This is a genomic window from Psychromonas marina, from assembly GCF_030161115.1.
GTDB lineage: Bacteria > Pseudomonadota > Gammaproteobacteria > Enterobacterales > Psychromonadaceae > Psychromonas > Psychromonas marina.
Genome location: NZ_BSPQ01000013.1, coordinates 46,480 through 64,398 on the forward strand (window position 1 = coordinate 46,480; position 17,919 = coordinate 64,398).

A 17,919-nucleotide genomic window follows, 5' to 3' on the forward strand; every position below is an offset into this window, starting at 1 on the left:
AAAGTGGCATTTTATTATATCAAATGATGGAAATTATTGATTACATTAGTGCGTCTTGATCCGCACCCTCTTTCTCAATCACTTCTGGAATCATGTGTAAGCGATTAACACCTAGCTTAACGGCTGTTGCGCTTGCTACGTAAATTGATGAATAAGTACCTACGAAAATACCAATCAATAATGCAGTAGAAAATCCATGTATTAATGCGCCACCAACAACAAACAATGAAACAAGTACAAAAATAGTGGTACCCGATGTGATCATCGTACGGTTAAGCGTTTGTGTAATCGAGTGGTCAACGACTTGATCAGGTGTTGAGGTGCTCATCAAACGGAAATTTTCACGGATACGGTCAAATACAACAATCGTATCATTCAATGAATACCCCACTACAGCAAGTAATGCCGCTAATACCGTTAGGTCGAATTCTAATTGGAACAATGAAAAAACACCTAAGGTGATGATGATATCATGTGCCAATGCCATTACCGCACCCGCAGCTAAACGCCACTCAAATCGAGCACTTACGTAAATCATGATACAGATTAATGCGATTATAATTGCTAGACCGCCATCCTCTGCAAGTTCAGCACCTACGTTTGGACCAACAAATTCGATACGACGCATATCGACATTGCCATAGTCAGCACTTTGTAATGCTGCTAATACTTCTTGACCAATAACCACACCCTTTACGCCTTCACGTGGTGCAATCCGGATCAAGACTTCATGGCTACTACCAAAGTGCTGTACCACAGCTCCCTCAAAAGAAGCTTGTTCTAATGTTTCACGTACATCTGGTAACACAGCGGGTTGATCAAAACCCACTTCGATTAATGTACCACCGGTGAAATCAAGGCCCCAGTTGATTCTATTGATACTCAATGTCGCAATAGAAGCAATGATTAGAAATGCTGAAAGCCATGTTGCCGGCTTTGAGTATTTCATAAAACGAATGGGCGTTGTTCCCTTAAATAATTCAATCATAGTATTTCCTTAAACGCCTTAGATAGACAATTTCTTAATATCATTTCGTCCACCCCAAATTGCGTTTACTATTGCACGTGTACCAAAAATAGAGGTAAACATAGAAGTCGCAATACCGATCATTAATGTTACAGCAAAGCCTTTGATTGGGCCTGTACCCACTGCAAACAAGATAATAGCAGTAATTAATGTAGTAATATTTGCATCGGCAATGGTTGAGAAAGCATTTGAATAACCTTCATTAATTGCACGTTGGATCGATTTACCCGCTTTAATCTCTTCACGAATACGTTCAAAGATCAATACGTTGGCATCAACAGCCATCCCGACAGTTAATACAATACCTGCAATACCCGGCAGCGTTAACGTCGCCCCTGGTATCATCGACATCAAACCAACAATCATAACAATATTAAATATCAATGCAGTATTAGCAATAGCACCAAATTTACGGTAATAGAAGAACATGAACAGAACCACAGCTAGCAAACCATATACCATCGCTTTGATACCATTGTCGATATTTTGTTTACCAAGGCTTGGACCAATTGTGCGCTCTTCAACGATTTGAATCGGTGCAATTAGCGCACCTGCACGTAGCAATAACGCTAAGTTATGTGCTTCAGCAGCATTGTCTAAACCAGTAATACGGAAACTACGGCCAAGTTGCGCTTGAATCGTTGCAACATTAGCAATCTCTTCACGCTTCTCAATCTCAGTTTTACCATTGGCTTTCTTTTTACCTGTTGGTAAATATTCGATAAACAGCGTCGCCATCGGCTTACCAATATTATCTTTGGTAAAGCGTGACATTTTGCTGCCACCTTGTGAATCAAGTGAGATATTAACCTGTGCACGACCGTATTCATCTAAGCTAGATTGCGCATCGACGATATGGTTACCAGTTAGAATAATGCTCTTTTTGATCACATGAGGACGCCCATCACGCTCTTTATAAACAATACTTGATGACGGTAAACGACCGACTAATGCATCGTTAATATCCGTTTCAGAGTCGACAGGGTGAAACTCTAATGTTGCAGTCGCCCCTAAAATCTCTTTTGCACGTGCAGTGTCTTGAACACCCGGTAATTCAACTACGATGCGATCTGCACCTTGACGCTGTACTAACGGCTCAGCAACACCAAGTTCATTAACACGATTACGAAGAATACCTAAGTTTTGTTGTAACGCATCTTCTTTAGTCGCTTTTAGTTTTTCATCGCTCATTGCAACAGTTAATACGAACTCGCTGTTATCTTGTGCATCATCGAATAAATAACCTGGATTAATAGGTTTCAGGTAATCAACCGCTTTATCAAGCACTTCTTGGCTTGTAAAACGTAAAATAATCCCAGTTTCTGTATTCGCTTTACGAATACCACGGAAGCGGATTTTTTGCTCACGAAGTTCTGCACGGAAATCTTGAACCATCTGTTCTTGTGCTTTAGCAACCGCTTCATCCATGTCCACTTCCATTAAGAAATGAACACCACCACGTAAATCAAGGCCAAGTTTCAGCGGTGCACCACCAATAGCTTCTAACCAATCAGGTGTTGCAGGCGCTAAATTAAGTGCGCTGACAAAACCATCACCGAGTTCTTCACCAATCACTTCACGTGCGATAAGTTGGTCTTCACTTGAAGTAAGGCGAACTAATATTTGTCCATTTTCTAATACAGTGCTTTTAGGAGAGATGTTAGCTTCGCTTAATAGCGTTTCGACTTTATCGAGAGTAGCGAGTTCAACAGTAGCACCACGAGTTGCTGAGATTTGAATGGCAGGATCTTCGCCATATAGGTTTGGCGCTGCGTAAAGTAAACTGATTAGCACAATCGCGCCAAGCAGAAGATACTTCCACATAGGGTATTTATTTAACACAATACAGTCCTTTATGTACTGCCAATAACGAGAGTTGTCATTGACATAAGAAAAAAGCGAAATCGTTTCCGATTTCGCTCTGTTTGATTAGATTGACTTAAGTGTGCCCTTTGGAAGCACGGCAGTAATAAAATCTTTTTTAAGTGAGATTACGTTAGTTTCGTTTAATTCAATTTGAACGTATTCGTTTTCAGCATTGATTTTAACGATACGACCAATTAATCCACCAGATGTTAATACTTCATCGCCTTTACCCATGCTTTCCATTAGGTTTTTATGTTCTTTAGTACGACGTGCTTGTGGACGGTAGATCATGAAGTAAAAAATACCGGCAAAGATAAGCATCATAAAGATGAAAGAAAAACCGCCTTGTTCTGCGCCGCCTTCAGCTGCTGCATGTGCTTGTGAAATGAAAAAACTCATTTGGATATCCCCTGTAAAATAAAATTTAAAAGTTGTTATTTATTATGCGACTATAAATAGAAGTTGCTATTAGGTCATACCAACTTCTATTAACGTCTCGAAAAAGAGACGTTTAATTAGTCATCTTCTTATAGTTCGTCAATAACTGGTTTTTCAATACCAACTCGTTTATAAAACGTATCGACGAATTGGTCTAATGTACCTTGCTCGATGGCATCACGCAAACCTTTCATCAAACGTTGGTAGTAACGTAAGTTATGGATCGTGTTTAGGCGTGCACCCAAGATTTCTCCACACTTGTCAAGGTGATATAGGTATGCACGGGTGTAATTTTTACATGTATAACAATCACATTCTGCATCTAAAGGACTTGTATCTTCACGATGTTTAGCGTTACGAATTTTAACAACACCATCCGTGGTAAATAGATGACCGTTACGTGCATTACGTGTAGGCATAACACAATCGAACATATCAACACCACGACGAACACCTTCAACTAGATCCTGTGGTTTACCAACGCCCATTAAGTAGCGAGGTTTGCCTTCAGGGATTTTAGTCGTTACATGATCTAAAATACGGTGCATATCTTCTTTTGGCTCACCAACCGCTAAACCACCAACTGCATAACCATCAAAACCGATTTTTTCAAGACCTGCTAATGATTCATCACGAAGGTGCTCATAACAACCACCTTGAATAATACCAAACAGTGCATTCGGATTTTCTTGTTCATCAAAACGTTGACGACTACGCTCAGCCCAACGTAATGATAATTTCATTGAAATATCCGCTTCTTGCTCAGTCGCAGGGTACGGCGTACATTCGTCAAAGATCATCACAATGTCAGAACCCAGGTCGTATTGTACTTCCATTGAAATTTCTGGTGATAAAAACACTTCATCGCCGTTAACCGGGCTACGGAAGTAAACACCTTCTTCTTTAATTTTACGCATTTTACCAAGGCTGAATACTTGGAAACCGCCTGAGTCAGTTAAGATTGGACCATTCCACTTCATGAAATCATGCAGATCACCATGTTGCTTAATTACTTTTTGTCCAGGGCGTAGCCATAGGTGGAAAGTATTACCCAGTAAAATCTCAGCGCCGGTTGCATCAACCTCTTCTGGTGTCATTCCTTTTACTGTGCCGTATGTACCAACAGGCATAAATGCAGGCGTTTCAACCGTGCCACGCTCGAAGGTCAAACGACCACGACGTGCACGACCATCGGTTGCTAAAAGATCATATTTCATTTTCATTTTTATTCCTCGTCGGAAAAACAGTCCGACTATTACTGTTAACATTGCTGTTATTTAAATACTTGTTGCTGTACTACTTGTAAAAAACGTTGCTAATTACTAACTACTATTTGCTTTCTTTATTGGTCAAAAACATCGCGTCACCATAACTAAAGAAGCGATATTGCTCTTGAATAGCTATTTTATAGGCTTTATCGATATGTTCTTTGCCTGAAAATGCACTAACCAGCATCAATAGCGTTGATTCTGACAAGTGAAAGTTGGTCAACATTGCATCAACAATTTGAAATTTATAACCAGGATAGATAAAGATATCGGTCTCTGCAAAATAGGGTGCGAGTTGTTCACCTTTTGCAAGGGTAGCCGCTGCGGCACTCTCAATAGAACGTACAGAAGTTGTCCCAACAGCGATCACGCGACCGCCATTTTTCTTGGTTGCGATGATTTTATCCACCACCTCCTGAGAAACTTGAGCTAATTCACTGTGCATATGGTGTTCAAGAATATTGTCAACTTTAACTGGCTGGAAAGTACCCGCGCCAACATGCAAAGTAACAAAGGCTAAGTCAGCCCCTTTTTGCTTTATTTTTTCTAAAATATTTTCATCAAAATGCAGGCCAGCTGTTGGGGCTGCAACCGCACCCGGATTTTTATTATAAACCGTTTGGTAACGCTCTTTATCTGCATCTTCATCAGGACGGTCAATATAAGGCGGTAATGGCATATGCCCGATGTTTTCTAATACTTCTAAAACTGATTGTTCGTTATTGATATGAATTTCAAATAACGGTCCTTGACGCTTTACCATCACTGCATCAACGCTATTTTCTAAACGTAACTTGCAACCAGGTTTAGGCGATTTTGAACTGCGAACGTGAGCAAGAAAACTGGTTTCATCTAAAACACGCTCGACCAACACTTCAATTTTGCCACCCGTTTCTTTCTCACCAAACAAACGTGCTGGAATAACACGGGTATCATTAAAAATAAGTAGATCATCTTTATTGATAAGATCAAGGATATCGGGGAATTGCAGATGATTGATTTCACCGGAAATACCATCAAGTGAAAGTAATCGACTACCACTACGTTCCTCTTTTGGGTAACGTGCGATTAATGATTCAGGTAATTCAAAAGAGAAATCAGAGACTTTCATGAGTAGGTTCCGCAAAATAAAGCGAGGATTATACCCTACTAAGAATGCTCTGCAACATGCATAAACAGGACAACGGTTAAATATCCCTCATTCAGATACGTTGTAGCTGATTGTTTAAGTTAAAAGCTGAGATGAATAAAAACTAACAGGCTCAATATCATAATCAAATAACATCAAGTATCGGGAGAAAAGATAAGGAGGTATTACCCTTTATAGAGGAATACGACCTACAGGTAACACTGCAGGCCGATATTGATACCAAATAGATTATTCAGATAATAATGCGTTTAGTTCCTCTTCTGTTGCATGGCGTACATCCACACCTTCCACCAAGTAAACGATTTGTTCACATAGATTTTGACAACGATCACCAATACGTTCAATTGAACGCGCTGAAGCTAAGACTTTAAGAATAAAGGGAATAGACCGTGGGTCTTCCATCATAAAGGTCATCAATTCACGCACAATACTTTCGTATTGACGATTAACTTTTTTATCTTCGCTATGAATCGCAATCGCTGCTTTCATATCGAGGCGTGTAAAGGCATCGAGTGAATTATGCAACATCTTCAACACAATCTGTCCCATATTTTCAAGACCGATCAATGATGGCACCTCTTTACCATGGTTTTCAATTACCATTGATGCAATACCTGCAACACCATCACCAATGCGTTCAAGTTCAGTAATGGTTTTCATAATGGTTAGGATTAATCGTAAATCACTCGCAGCAGGCTGACGTTTGGCAATAATACGAGAACACTCTTGGTCTACATTTGACTCAAATTGATTCACTTCTTTATCTTTTGCTATGACACGGCGTGCTAGGTCAACATTATTATCAGCCATCGCATTTAATACATCAGCAAGTTGTTGCTCAATAAGCCCGCCCATCTGCATCACTTGGTTACGTACACTCTCGAGTTCGCTATTAAACTGGCCTGAAATATGACGATTTAGGTTTAACGCTTCCATGATTTATCCTTTTTAACTCAATTACTGTTGTCTGTGTTTATAAAATTATTTATAGAGTTGTAATAACGGTTCAGAACTAAGCTATTTATTCATAGTTCTAGGCGAAAACGCGCAATTTAGTTTTTTAAATGAGCATTTTTCAACGATGAAATAAGATTAAATAGCGACGTAATGAATGGTTTTTAGCCGTAGCGCCCTGTTATATAATCTTCGGTTTGCTTTTTATTTGGCGTCGTAAATAGCGTATTCGTATCATCATATTCAATCAGCTTACCCATATACATAAACGCAGTTTGATCTGAAACACGTGCAGCCTGTTGCATATTATGGGTTACGATAACCACGGTAAACTTCGCTTTAAGCTCGGTAATCAACTCCTCAATGGTCAACGTTGAAATAGGATCCAAAGCCGATGTTGGTTCATCAAGCAATAAGACTTCAGGGTCAATCGCAATCGCACGGGCAATAACTAAACGTTGTTGCTGACCGCCCGACAAACCAAACGCATTATCATGCAAGCGGTCTTTTACCTCATTCCACAATGCCGCACTGCGTAATGAGTTTTCTGCCGCTTCATCTAATTTACGACGGTCTTTAATTCCCTGTAAACGCAAACCGTAAACAACATTTTCGTAAATAGATTTCGGAAATGGATTTGGTCGTTGAAATACCATTCCTACTTTACGACGCAATGCTGCAACATCAACAGATTTGTCATAGATGTTAATACCTTGAAGTTCGATACTGCCATCCACTTTACAGATATCTACAAGATCATTCATACGATTAATACAGCGTAACAGTGTCGATTTACCACAACCAGAAGGTCCGATAAACGCGGTCACTTTGCCCTTTGGGATTTTCATCGATACATCGAACAACGCCTGCTTATCGCCGTAATAAAGATCTAAATTTTTAATTTCTAATGCCGTATTTTCAGCACTCAAATTTGTTAACATGCCTGTTTCTGCTGTGGATTTTGGTAATGTGATCATTTTATTTTCCTACTAAATTCTTTAAGTAACGCTAAAAACTCATCTGTTTAGCCATTATTAACATGTTCTTTTAGTGCTCTAACGCGCGGTATTTTTCACGTAAATTATTACGGATAGCAATCGCAGCTAAGTTCAAACCGATAATGACGGTCACTAATAAAAATGAGGTCGCGTAAACTAATGGTCTTGCAGCCTCAACATTTGGACTTTGGAAGCCAACATCGTAGATATGGAAACCTAAGTGCATAAACTTTCGCTCCAAGTGTAGGTATGGGAAGTTGCCGTCCACAGGTAATGCAGGTGCCATTTTTACCACCCCCACTAACATGAGAGGTGCCACTTCACCCGCAGCACGTGCAACGGCCAATATCAAACCGGTCATAATTGCAGGGCTGGCCATCGGTACGATGATACGCCATAACGTTTCTGATTTTGTTGCACCTAATGCTAACGAACCTTCACGTAAAGTACTTGGTATACGACTTAATCCCTCTTCCGTTGATACGATAACAACGGGTAACGTCAATATTGCTAATGTTAGAGCAGACCATAAAACCCCTGGCGATCCGAATGTTGGTGAAGGTAATGCTTCTGGATATAATAATTGGTCAATACTGCCACCGACTATATATACAAAGAAACCTAATCCAAATACCCCATATACAATCGAAGGAACACCCGCTAAATTAATCACCGCAATACGAATAAATTTAGTAATCGTATTTTTCGGTGCATACTCATGTAAGTAAATAGCCGCAATAACACCAAATGGTGTCACAATCACCGCCATTAACATCACCATAAATACGGTACCAAATATAGCCGGGAACACGCCCCCTTCTGTATTTGCTTCGCGAGGATCGTCACTGACAAACTTAGCCGTTTGATGGAACCAGTGCTTCACTTTTTCGAAGAATGTCATTTTGTTTGGTAGATAAAAATCAAGTACTTTAGCCATTGGCATGACCACATCACGGCCAGTCATATCAGTTATTACCACTGAATCACGCTGTGCTTCGGTACGGTATGCAAACAACTGTTTTTCTAAGACCAAATATTCATCACGCAATTGCTGTGATTGATTTTCTAGCTCGACAATTTTCTCTGGCGTTAATGTCCCTTCTAGATTTAATTTACGCTGGTTAAGCCTAATTCTTTCTAGTTCAAAGTTGATACGCCCTATATCACCTTTTAAAAGATCATTTTCTTTTGCTTTAAGTGTACTGGTAAGTTCTAATCTTGCGGCAAGTTCAATTTCAAGTTGCTCAGGAGAAAAGGATAACGTTTTTCCATTTTCTTGAATCTCTTTTATATAACCATAAAAGTTACCATTTTTCGTACGCTCTAAAACAACAATATTTGCCGGCACATATCTTCCCGCGATCGTTGTTTCTAAAATCCATTGGAAATCTAGTTCTACATATTCACGATTACCGACTTTAATTAAGTAACGCTCTAAAGTATCACCTCGACCTTCAAGACCAGTAATACCGGCATCAACTAATTGCTGCTTAAGCACCGTTTCACTGTCATAGATTTCGCCTATCACATTGCTATGAACACCTTGACTATCAACCATATCAAATTCATAGACAGTTGCAGGCCAGAAGAAACTTAAGCCTCTCCAACCAATCAACACAAACAATCCGATCACCATGATCAAACTGACACTTACGGCACCACCGGTCATCCAGATCCAAGGGGTACCTGATTTAAACCACTTATTCATAAAATTCCCTATTAACACTTTACTATCATCTGTTATCGTTTCGATACTAAGTTACTAGTATGCAGCTATTAACCTGAACTACAGGCTTGAATACTTTTCGCGTAAACGTTGGCGAACAAGTTCTGCCACGGTGTTAAATACAAAGGTAAACAGAAATAGTACAAAAGCGGCTAAAAACAGCACACGATAATGTGAACTTCCCACTTCAGACTCCGGCATCTCAACAGCAATATTGGCTGACAGTGAGCGCATTCCTTCAAATATGTTCCAATCCATGATCGGAGTATTACCCGTTGCCATCAGTACAATCATCGTCTCACCAACAGCACGCCCAGTGCCCATCATAACCGCAGAGAAGATACCTGGGCTTGCCGTTAAAATAACTACTTTTGCTAATGTTTGCCAAGGTGTCGCACCCAACGCAAGTGAACCCATGGTCAAACTTTTTGGCACACTAAAAATAGCATCTTCGGCAATAGAATAGATGGTTGGAATCACTGCAAAGCCCATCGCAATACCAACAATTAAAGAGTTACGTTGGTCGAAATTAATTCCAAGCTCATTAGTAAGATACATACGCGTATCACCATCAAATAACCATAGTTCAAGCGTGTCACTAAAACTCATCGACATATAACCTGCTAATAATAAAACAGGGATAAGAATCAGTGGATGAATACCCTCTGGAATTGCCTGTTTGATATTATTTGGCAGTAACGTCCATAATGCGGCAGTGACAAATATACTCAACGGCAGTGTAATCAATAACAATATGATTCCTGGCAGTTGATTTTCAATCAGAGGCGCAAGCCATAAACCCGCAAGAAAACCTAATATAACCGTTGGTAAGGCCTCCATTATTTCAACTGTGGGTTTAACATATGAACGAATTGAAGATGACATGAAATATGCGGTATAAACAGCACCTGAAATGGCAATTGGCACAGCAAATAACATTGCATAAAAGGCTGCTTTAATCGTACCAAAAGAGATCGGAACTAAACTCATTTTGGCTTCAAAATCATCACTTGCAGAAGTTGATTGCCATAGGTATGAAGCTTCAGGATAACCTTCATACCACACTTTTTGCCATAAAGCTGACCAAGTAATTTCAGGGTGCTCATTATCAAGGGTATATAATGTGACCTGTTGTGAATCAACGACTAACAGTGCATTAGCACGTGGAGAAAAAGCAACGGAAAGGTTTTCATTATTACTTACTTTTTCATTTAGTAACCGTGTGTCACCTGTAGTATGAAAAATTGATAGGTAGCCCTGCTTATCGGTCGTCAAAAAACCTTTACGGAAAAATTCAGGAACAATATCTGCAATACTTTCACCAGCAGAGAAATCACGTATAAAAGTAAATGAACGTTTATTGTCTTTTAAGACTTCGAACCATTGACTAATAACACCATTTTCATTGGCTACCATCAAAGAGCTAGCCCCGGTCAACAATTGAATATCAGTCACATGGCTGCCCGGTGCATTCACTGACATTGCTGATTTAAGGCGAATATTATCGGCATCAGAAATATCGTAAACAATTAAATTATCATTAGAGCGGATAAATAGGTTATTGAAATCTGGACTGAGTAACATCTGAGACACGTTTTTAGGCATCGATGGTAATTCAATCAACTCAGATTCCCAAACAATTTCCTCAGTCATCATATCTTCGGTTGCATTGAAAACGACCAACAAACCACGATTATCACTAGTTACTGCTGCGATAGCGGCATACTCATCATCCAGTTCAAAACTAACAACATTAATTGCTTTACCCTGTGGGTCAATATCAATCAACTGATCACCAAATGGATAACTAATACGAGGTGAAATAAGACGTTGATCATTGGGGTAACTGGTATCAAACTCCGGCTTGAAAATAATCGCTTGCCCTGTTTGATTGGTTAACAGGTGGGTATTATGTCGCGGAGAGGTTTGTGCAAAAGCAACGGGAGAAGACAGCATCTTTTTCTGCAGTAACATATCCCCAAGATCGTGCTCTCGTAATGAAATAAATGAGATAGTTCCCTGCTCATCAATCTGAAAGCTAATATCGTTTTGCTCATCAAGACCAAGTGCATAAATTTTTTCATTCTTCGTTTGGGTAAACTGCTTTTCGACCTCGATTGAAACCGGTGCAAAAATGGGTAAAACGACATAAAGAAGGTAGCCAAATATAAGCAGTAAGGTGACTAAAACAAGCGCACCTCCACTACTGATACTGTATTTCACCAGTTTATCTTTAATTACGCGCTTTTGGTTGGCGCGTAATTGGTTTGACAAATCACTTTGCATTAAAACTCTCCAGTATTATTGATGCTGGGCAGTATATTACGCTTTTGTGACAGTTATATTACAGTCATATCTTTAAATGATTTATCTGTTATTTTATAAAGGTTTTAATTTACCTTTAGCATCAATTAACTTGGTATAACCTTTTTGGGCCATGAATGCTTTTAATTCATTTTCGATACGTTCGAAACAAACAGCGCCCTCTTTTTCGAAGCAAGTCGCAATTTGTACTGCATCTGCACCAGCAAGCAGGTATTCAAAGGCATCAACACCATTTTTAATGCCACCCACACCAATAATTTGTACTGATTCAGGTAATAATTCACGAAAAGCTCGTACATTAGCAAGACCAATAGGTTTAATATAATCTCCACATAAACCACCAAAACCACCTTTAGGTTTAATGATTGGTGATTCAGTTTCTGGATCAATAATTAATGTATTACCAATAGAATTTACACAAGTAATAAATTTAACAGGGAATTTTTTTAAGATCTCAGCCATTGCGATAAAATGAGACATATCAAAATAAGGTGCTAATTTAATTCCGATAGGTTTATCACCTAAAACCGTTAAAGCGGCTAATGCAGTTTCAACCTGTTCAAAATCGTAAGCAACTTGTGCTTTACCAGGGATGTTTGGACAAGAGAAATTAACTTCTATTAAATCTACGTCACTGTTTTGAAATGCACTCACCATCTCGATATTATCTTCAATACTAAAACCAGATATACTGACAACAACCGCTTTACCTAATGCCTTTAATTGCGGCACCATTTCAAGATATGCTTTGTAACCTAAGTTTGGTAAGCCCATTGATTGAATTGAGCCTAGTGGTAAATCACTATAACGAGGCTCAGGGTTACCCTCTCTAAATGCCATCGTACAAGACTTAGTGACAATGGCACTAGATGCTGATTGTCCGATAACTTCAAGCTCTTCCCATGTGGTACATTTTGGGCCTGATGCGTTCATAAGGTAGCTGCTTAAGTTAACGCCAGCGATATTTGTTGATAAATCTACACTCATTTCACTCTCCGATGATTAATTTCGGCACAAGTGTATTACAGATCACATTTTCAAATTTGATTAGAAACAAAAAAGCCAATCAAATGATTGGCTTTTAATAACTTGTTGAAAAAATAGATTATTTATTTATCTAACAGGTCATGTAAAACTTTACCTAAACGTGTAATTCCCTCTTCGATCACCTCAGGGTCAACACTAGAAAAATTTAAACGTAGTGTATTCATCCCCCGTTTAGTCACATAAAATGGGTCGCCAGGTACAAACGCTACCTTTTGTTCAATCGCTTTATCAAACACATCCATTGCAGCTAATGAATCAGGTAATGTCACCCAAAGGAACATACCACCTTCAGGGTTTAAATAAGTTACTTGTTCAGGAAAACAGCGTTTAATTGCATTTTCCATCACTAATTTTTGTTTTCCGTAAACGTGAATAATCTTTTTAATGTGTGCTTGTAAATCATTATCAAGTAAAAAGCGGTGTAATACACGCTGACAGAAATAATTCGAGTGTAAGTCACCCGCCTGTTTAGCAATTACTAATTTTTCCATTAAGACTTTAGGCGCAACGATCCAACCTAATCGAAATGATGGCACAACAATTTTAGAGAATGAACCTAATAAAATAGTTTGCTCTGGTAATAATGATTTAAATGACGTTTTCTCCTCACCTGCAAATCGTAAATCACCGTAAGGGTTATCTTCAATCAGCAATGTGGTGGTTTCACGCAAGCAATCAGCAACAGCTTGACGGTTCTCATTAGTATATGAGATGCCCGATGGATTTTGAAAATTAGGGACGGTGTACATCAACTTGGCTTTGCTACCTATCAGCGCTTCTTTAAGTGCAGGGATATCCATCCCCTCTTGCCCGACAGCAACTGAGTTGAATTTAGCAAGGTAGACCTCAAATGCTTGAATTGCACCTAAATAACCAGGCTCTTCTATTAAGACTTCATCACCTTCATTGATTAATACCTTGCCTAATAGATCCAGTCCTTGCTGAGAGCCATTAGTAATAAGAATTTCATCAACCTGTACATCGATTCCTTTGCGTTTGTAGTCCGCAGCAATCATTTCACGTAACGGTAAATAACCTTCAGTGCCGGTATATTGTAAAATATCTTTTCCATCATCGTTAAAAATATCGTTGGTTGCTTTTTGCAGTGCTTCGACAGGAAATAGATCACGGTTGGGTAAACCGCCAGCAAAAGAGATAATTTGAGGATCAACCGCGACTTTTAAAATCTCACGAATAAAGGAAGGAGGCACGCTTGAGATACGATTTGAGAAAAGTTCATTCATATAAATTATCCATAATTACGATTATTAAAACTAGATTGTTATTTTTATGTTATTTACCCTGAAATAACAAGCGTTAAAGGCAAAAAAAAAGGAGACATAATGTCTCCTTTATAAATCTTTTACTAATCAGAAAAGATTAAGCAAGTGCTTTTTTAGCTACTTCAACTAAATGAGCAAATGTTGCTTTATCAAATACTGCGATATCAGCAAGGATCTTACGATCGATTTCAACAGAAGCCTTTTTCAGACCATTGATGAAACGGCTGTAAGATAGACCGCTAACACGAGATGCAGCGTTGATACGCGCAATCCAAAGTTGACGGAAAACACGTTTACGTTGACGACGGTCACGGTAAGCGTATTGGCCTGCTTTAGTTACTGCTTGTACTGCTACGCGATAAACACGTGAACGAGCACCGTAATAACCTTTAGCTTGTTTTAAGACTTTTTTATGACGTGCACGAGCTTGTACACCACGTTTTACTCTTGGCATTTTTTATTCCTTACTTCTTAAGCGAATGGTAACATTCTGTTAACACTAGGTACATCTACTTTTGCTACCATGCTTTGTGCACGTAGGTGACGCTTACGCTTAGTAGATTTCTTAGTAAGGATGTGACGTAAATGTGATTGTTTACGTTTAAAGCCGCCAGAAGCAGTCTTTTTAAAGCGCTTTGCAGCACCTTTGTTCGTTTTCATTTTAGGCATTGCGAACTCCGCATTGTTCTAAGTTAATATAAACCAGTAAGGCGAGCCGAAAAATCGACTACTTTATGCCTTAGCTAGCACGTTTAGGGCCAAGTACCATCACCATTTGTCGACCTTCCATTTTCGGGAAAGATTCAACATTAGATATCTCTGCTAAATCCGCTTTGATACGGTTTAGTAGATCTAGTCCAAGTGATTGGTGTGCCATTTCACGACCACGATAACGTAGTGTTACTTTAGCCTTGTTACCCTCGGTTAAAAAGCGAGTCAGGTTGCGTAGTTTTACCTGATAATCGCCTTCGTCAGTTCCAGGACGGAATTTTATTTCCTTCAGCTGGACTTGAACCTGTTTCTTCCGCTGTTCTTTTGCGGACTTGCTCTTTTCATAAAGAAACTTGCCATAATTCATGATGCGACAAACTGGTGGCTCCGCATTTGGACTAATCTCAACTAGGTCAAGAGTCTGTTCAAATGCCATGTTTTTAGCTTCTTCTAAAGAAACAACACCAACTGGCTTGCCTTCTGAGTCTGATAAACGAACGTCTGTTCCAGTGATCTCTTCATTCAAGCGATGTTTATTGCCCTGTTGTGGGGCTTTTCTTGCACCTTTTATAACAATTCTCCTATAAGTAGTTATTTACGTGTAACGATCTCTTCTTTAATTTGGCTTACAAAGTCATCGACGTTGAATTTACCAAGATCATCACCCTTACGTGTTCTAACAGCAACTTCATTTGCTTCTACTTCTTTATCACCAACGACAAGTAAGTAAGGAACACGTTTTAATGTATGCTCGCGGATTTTAAAGCCTATCTTCTCATTTCTCAAGTCCGAAATGACTCTAATTCCAGATTTTTTCAATTTTTTTACAACTTCTTCAACAAAATCCGACTGTTTATCAGTTATATTCATCACAACAACCTGTTGTGGTGATAACCATGTAGGATAAATGCCTGCGTACTCTTCAGTTAAAATACCGATAAAACGCTCTAACGAACCAAGAATAGCACGATGAATCATAACCGGTGTTTGGCGTGAATTATCTTCAGCAACATAAGTTGCGTCTAAACGACCTGGCATTGAGAAGTCGAGTTGTATTGTACCACATTGCCACGCACGACCTAGACAATCATACAAAGTAAATTCAATTTTAGGTCCATAAAAGGCACCTTCACCTGGTAAATACTCAAATTTGATATCGTTTTCATCTAAAGCGTTAGCAAGTGCTGCTTCTGACTTGTCCCAAGTTGCATCATCACCGACACGTTTTTCTGGACGTGTTGATAATTTAACCACGATATCTTCAAAACCAAAGGTTTTATAACATTCGAAGACCATGTTAATACATGAAGATACTTCAGCAAGGATCTGCTCTTCTGTACAGAAGATATGTGCATCATCTTGAGTAAAACCACGTACACGCATTAAACCATGTAAAGAGCCCGATGGTTCGTTACGATGGCATGAGCCAAACTCAGACAAACGTAATGGAAGATCACGGTATGATTTTAGACCTTGATTGAAGATCTGTACATGACCTGGACAGTTCATCGGTTTAATTGCGTAATCACGGTTTTCACTACAAGTACAGAACATGCCGTCTTTGTATTTATCCCAATGACCCGATTTCTCCCATAATGAGCGATCTAAAATCTGTGGCGCTTTAACTTCTTGGTAGTCATAAGCAACAGTTTGTTCACGAATGTAGTTTTCAAGCTCGCGGTAGATAGTCCAACCGTTTGCATGCCAGAAAACCATACCCGGTGCTTCTTCTTGCATGTGGTAAAGATCTAACTGCTTACCAATTTTACGATGATCACGTTTTGATGCTTCTTCTAAGCGCTTTAAATAAGCTTTAAGTTGTTTTTTATCAGCCCATGCTGTGCCGTAAATACGCTGTAACATTTTGTTATCAGAATCACCACGCCAGTATGCACCTGCTACTTTCATTAATTTAAAGTATTGGCTGAACTTCATCATTGGAACATGGGGTCCACGACACATATCAATATATTCTTCGTGGTGGTATAAACCAGGACGATCGTCTTTATCGATGCCTTCCAAGATTTCTAATTTATATGGTTCATCGCGTTCTTTGAATACCGCAATCGCTTCTTCAACGGAAACTTTCTTTTTGATAACAGAATAATTAGTTTTCACTAATTTATTCATCAGTTTTTCAATTTTAGCTAATTCTTCGTCATTGATCGTCACATCAACATCGATATCGTAATAGAATCCGTTATCAATGGTTGGACCAATCGCCATTTTAGCTTGAGGATAAAGCTGCTTTACAGCATGACCTAATAGATGCGCACATGAGTGACGTAATATTTCTAAACCTTCATCATCTTTTAAAGTGATGATTGAGATAGTTGCATCATTTTCAATCGGGTCACAAGCGTCGACAAGTTTTCCATCCACACGACCTGCAATACATGCTTTCGCAAGACCAGGACCGATATCGGCAGCAATTTCCATGATAGAAGTTGTATTTTCGAATTGACGTTGATTACCGTCGGGAAGTGTAATAATTGGCATCTTATTTTATCCTCACAGTGATGCTTCAAACCAAGAAGCATTTGTATATAGTTATTAATTAATCCATAAACAGGGAGCGCATTTTAAAGCAATCAAGTTCACTTTTAAAGTCTAATTAAATACTGGATATAAATTAATTTGTCACTGAGAATAAAGGTCCATTATAAAGGCACATATATATAAGCATTTATAATGTGTTTAATGGACCTTAATAGGGCAGGAGAACTACTCTGATTGATCTGTCGCTTGCTCTTTTAATTCAGCAAAGTCATTACCTTTAAACAAACCTTGCACAATATCTTTATTACTCGCTAAGTAGAGACCGAGCTCTTCGAGTTGTTGATCATCTAACGTTACTGAGCTTTCACTTAAAAATTCAGCGAGTTGATCCGCACTATCCAACATTTTATCGTACGCATCTGCTTCTTTTTTACTGGTAAAGGTCATTTTCTCAACACCCTTTCGTTCTACTATATATTTAATGATGACTGCCACGGTAGCCTCTTCTATATCTGGTTAATCATGTTTTTATATACAGTAAATGTTTTTTGTGTAAAAAGCAACGTTTGTTAGTATAATGAAGACCTATTAAGGATAATTATAAGTAGCCAATTTGCAGAACTTTAC

At 38.9% G+C, this 17,919-nt stretch carries 16 protein-coding genes; all 16 read right to left on the reverse strand.

Annotated elements, in window-relative coordinates; genetic code table 11:
• Positions 1–40 precede the first annotated feature (40 nt).
• Entirely contained in the window at positions 41–988 is a 948-nt protein-coding gene (secF, locus tag QQK09_RS12195) for a protein translocase subunit SecF (RefSeq protein WP_284204427.1), read from the reverse strand.
• Between the two features lie 18 nt (positions 989–1,006).
• The gene (gene secD / locus QQK09_RS12200) at positions 1,007–2,869 is read right to left on the reverse strand and encodes a protein translocase subunit SecD (protein WP_284204428.1); all 1,863 of its coding nucleotides are present in this window, start codon (positions 2,867–2,869) and stop codon (positions 1,007–1,009) included.
• Between the two features lie 87 nt (positions 2,870–2,956).
• On the reverse strand, positions 2,957–3,292 hold the full coding sequence (gene yajC, locus QQK09_RS12205) for a preprotein translocase subunit YajC (protein WP_284204429.1): 336 nt from the start codon (positions 3,290–3,292) through the stop codon (positions 2,957–2,959).
• Between the two features lie 128 nt (positions 3,293–3,420).
• Positions 3,421–4,548, reverse strand: coding sequence for a tRNA guanosine(34) transglycosylase Tgt (gene tgt / locus QQK09_RS12210; protein ID WP_284204813.1), 1,128 nt, complete (start codon positions 4,546–4,548; stop codon positions 3,421–3,423).
• A 112-nt stretch (positions 4,549–4,660) separates the two neighbouring features.
• Positions 4,661–5,710: a tRNA preQ1(34) S-adenosylmethionine ribosyltransferase-isomerase QueA gene (gene queA, locus QQK09_RS12215; RefSeq protein WP_284204430.1), complete on the reverse strand. Its 1,050-nt coding sequence runs from the start codon at positions 5,708–5,710 to the stop codon at positions 4,661–4,663.
• A gap of 267 nt (positions 5,711–5,977) precedes the next feature.
• Positions 5,978–6,685, reverse strand: a complete 708-nt coding sequence (gene phoU, locus QQK09_RS12220; protein WP_284204431.1) for a phosphate signaling complex protein PhoU — start codon at positions 6,683–6,685, stop codon at positions 5,978–5,980.
• 182 nt (positions 6,686–6,867) lie between these two features.
• Positions 6,868–7,680: a phosphate ABC transporter ATP-binding protein PstB gene (pstB, locus tag QQK09_RS12225; protein WP_284204432.1), complete on the reverse strand. Its 813-nt coding sequence runs from the start codon at positions 7,678–7,680 to the stop codon at positions 6,868–6,870.
• Between the two features lie 70 nt (positions 7,681–7,750).
• A complete protein-coding gene (gene pstA / locus QQK09_RS12230; RefSeq protein WP_284204433.1) occupies positions 7,751–9,409 on the reverse strand; it encodes a phosphate ABC transporter permease PstA in 1,659 nt (552 codons plus the stop codon).
• A 78-nt stretch (positions 9,410–9,487) separates the two neighbouring features.
• A complete protein-coding gene (locus QQK09_RS12235; protein ID WP_284204434.1) occupies positions 9,488–11,713 on the reverse strand; it encodes an ABC transporter permease subunit in 2,226 nt (741 codons plus the stop codon).
• 93 nt (positions 11,714–11,806) lie between these two features.
• A complete protein-coding gene (locus tag QQK09_RS12240; protein ID WP_284204435.1) occupies positions 11,807–12,739 on the reverse strand; it encodes a dihydroorotate oxidase in 933 nt (310 codons plus the stop codon).
• A 122-nt stretch (positions 12,740–12,861) separates the two neighbouring features.
• Positions 12,862–14,043 (reverse strand): aminotransferase-like domain-containing protein, encoded by a 1,182-nt coding sequence (locus QQK09_RS12245; protein ID WP_284204436.1) that lies wholly within the window; start codon positions 14,041–14,043, stop codon positions 12,862–12,864.
• Positions 14,044–14,179: 136 nt separating this feature from the next.
• Positions 14,180–14,536 (reverse strand): 50S ribosomal protein L20, encoded by a 357-nt coding sequence (gene rplT / locus QQK09_RS12250; RefSeq protein WP_101108964.1) that lies wholly within the window; start codon positions 14,534–14,536, stop codon positions 14,180–14,182.
• A gap of 17 nt (positions 14,537–14,553) precedes the next feature.
• The gene (rpmI, locus tag QQK09_RS12255; protein ID WP_284204437.1) at positions 14,554–14,751 is read right to left on the reverse strand and encodes a 50S ribosomal protein L35; all 198 of its coding nucleotides are present in this window, start codon (positions 14,749–14,751) and stop codon (positions 14,554–14,556) included.
• 70 nt (positions 14,752–14,821) lie between these two features.
• Positions 14,822–15,364, reverse strand: coding sequence for a translation initiation factor IF-3 (gene infC / locus QQK09_RS12260; RefSeq protein WP_431312594.1), 543 nt, complete (start codon positions 15,362–15,364; stop codon positions 14,822–14,824).
• A 20-nt stretch (positions 15,365–15,384) separates the two neighbouring features.
• Entirely contained in the window at positions 15,385–17,292 is a 1,908-nt protein-coding gene (thrS, locus tag QQK09_RS12265) for a threonine--tRNA ligase (RefSeq protein ID WP_284204438.1), read from the reverse strand.
• 225 nt (positions 17,293–17,517) lie between these two features.
• The gene (locus tag QQK09_RS12270) at positions 17,518–17,787 is read right to left on the reverse strand and encodes a YebG family protein (protein ID WP_284204439.1); all 270 of its coding nucleotides are present in this window, start codon (positions 17,785–17,787) and stop codon (positions 17,518–17,520) included.
• Positions 17,788–17,919 lie beyond the last annotated feature (132 nt).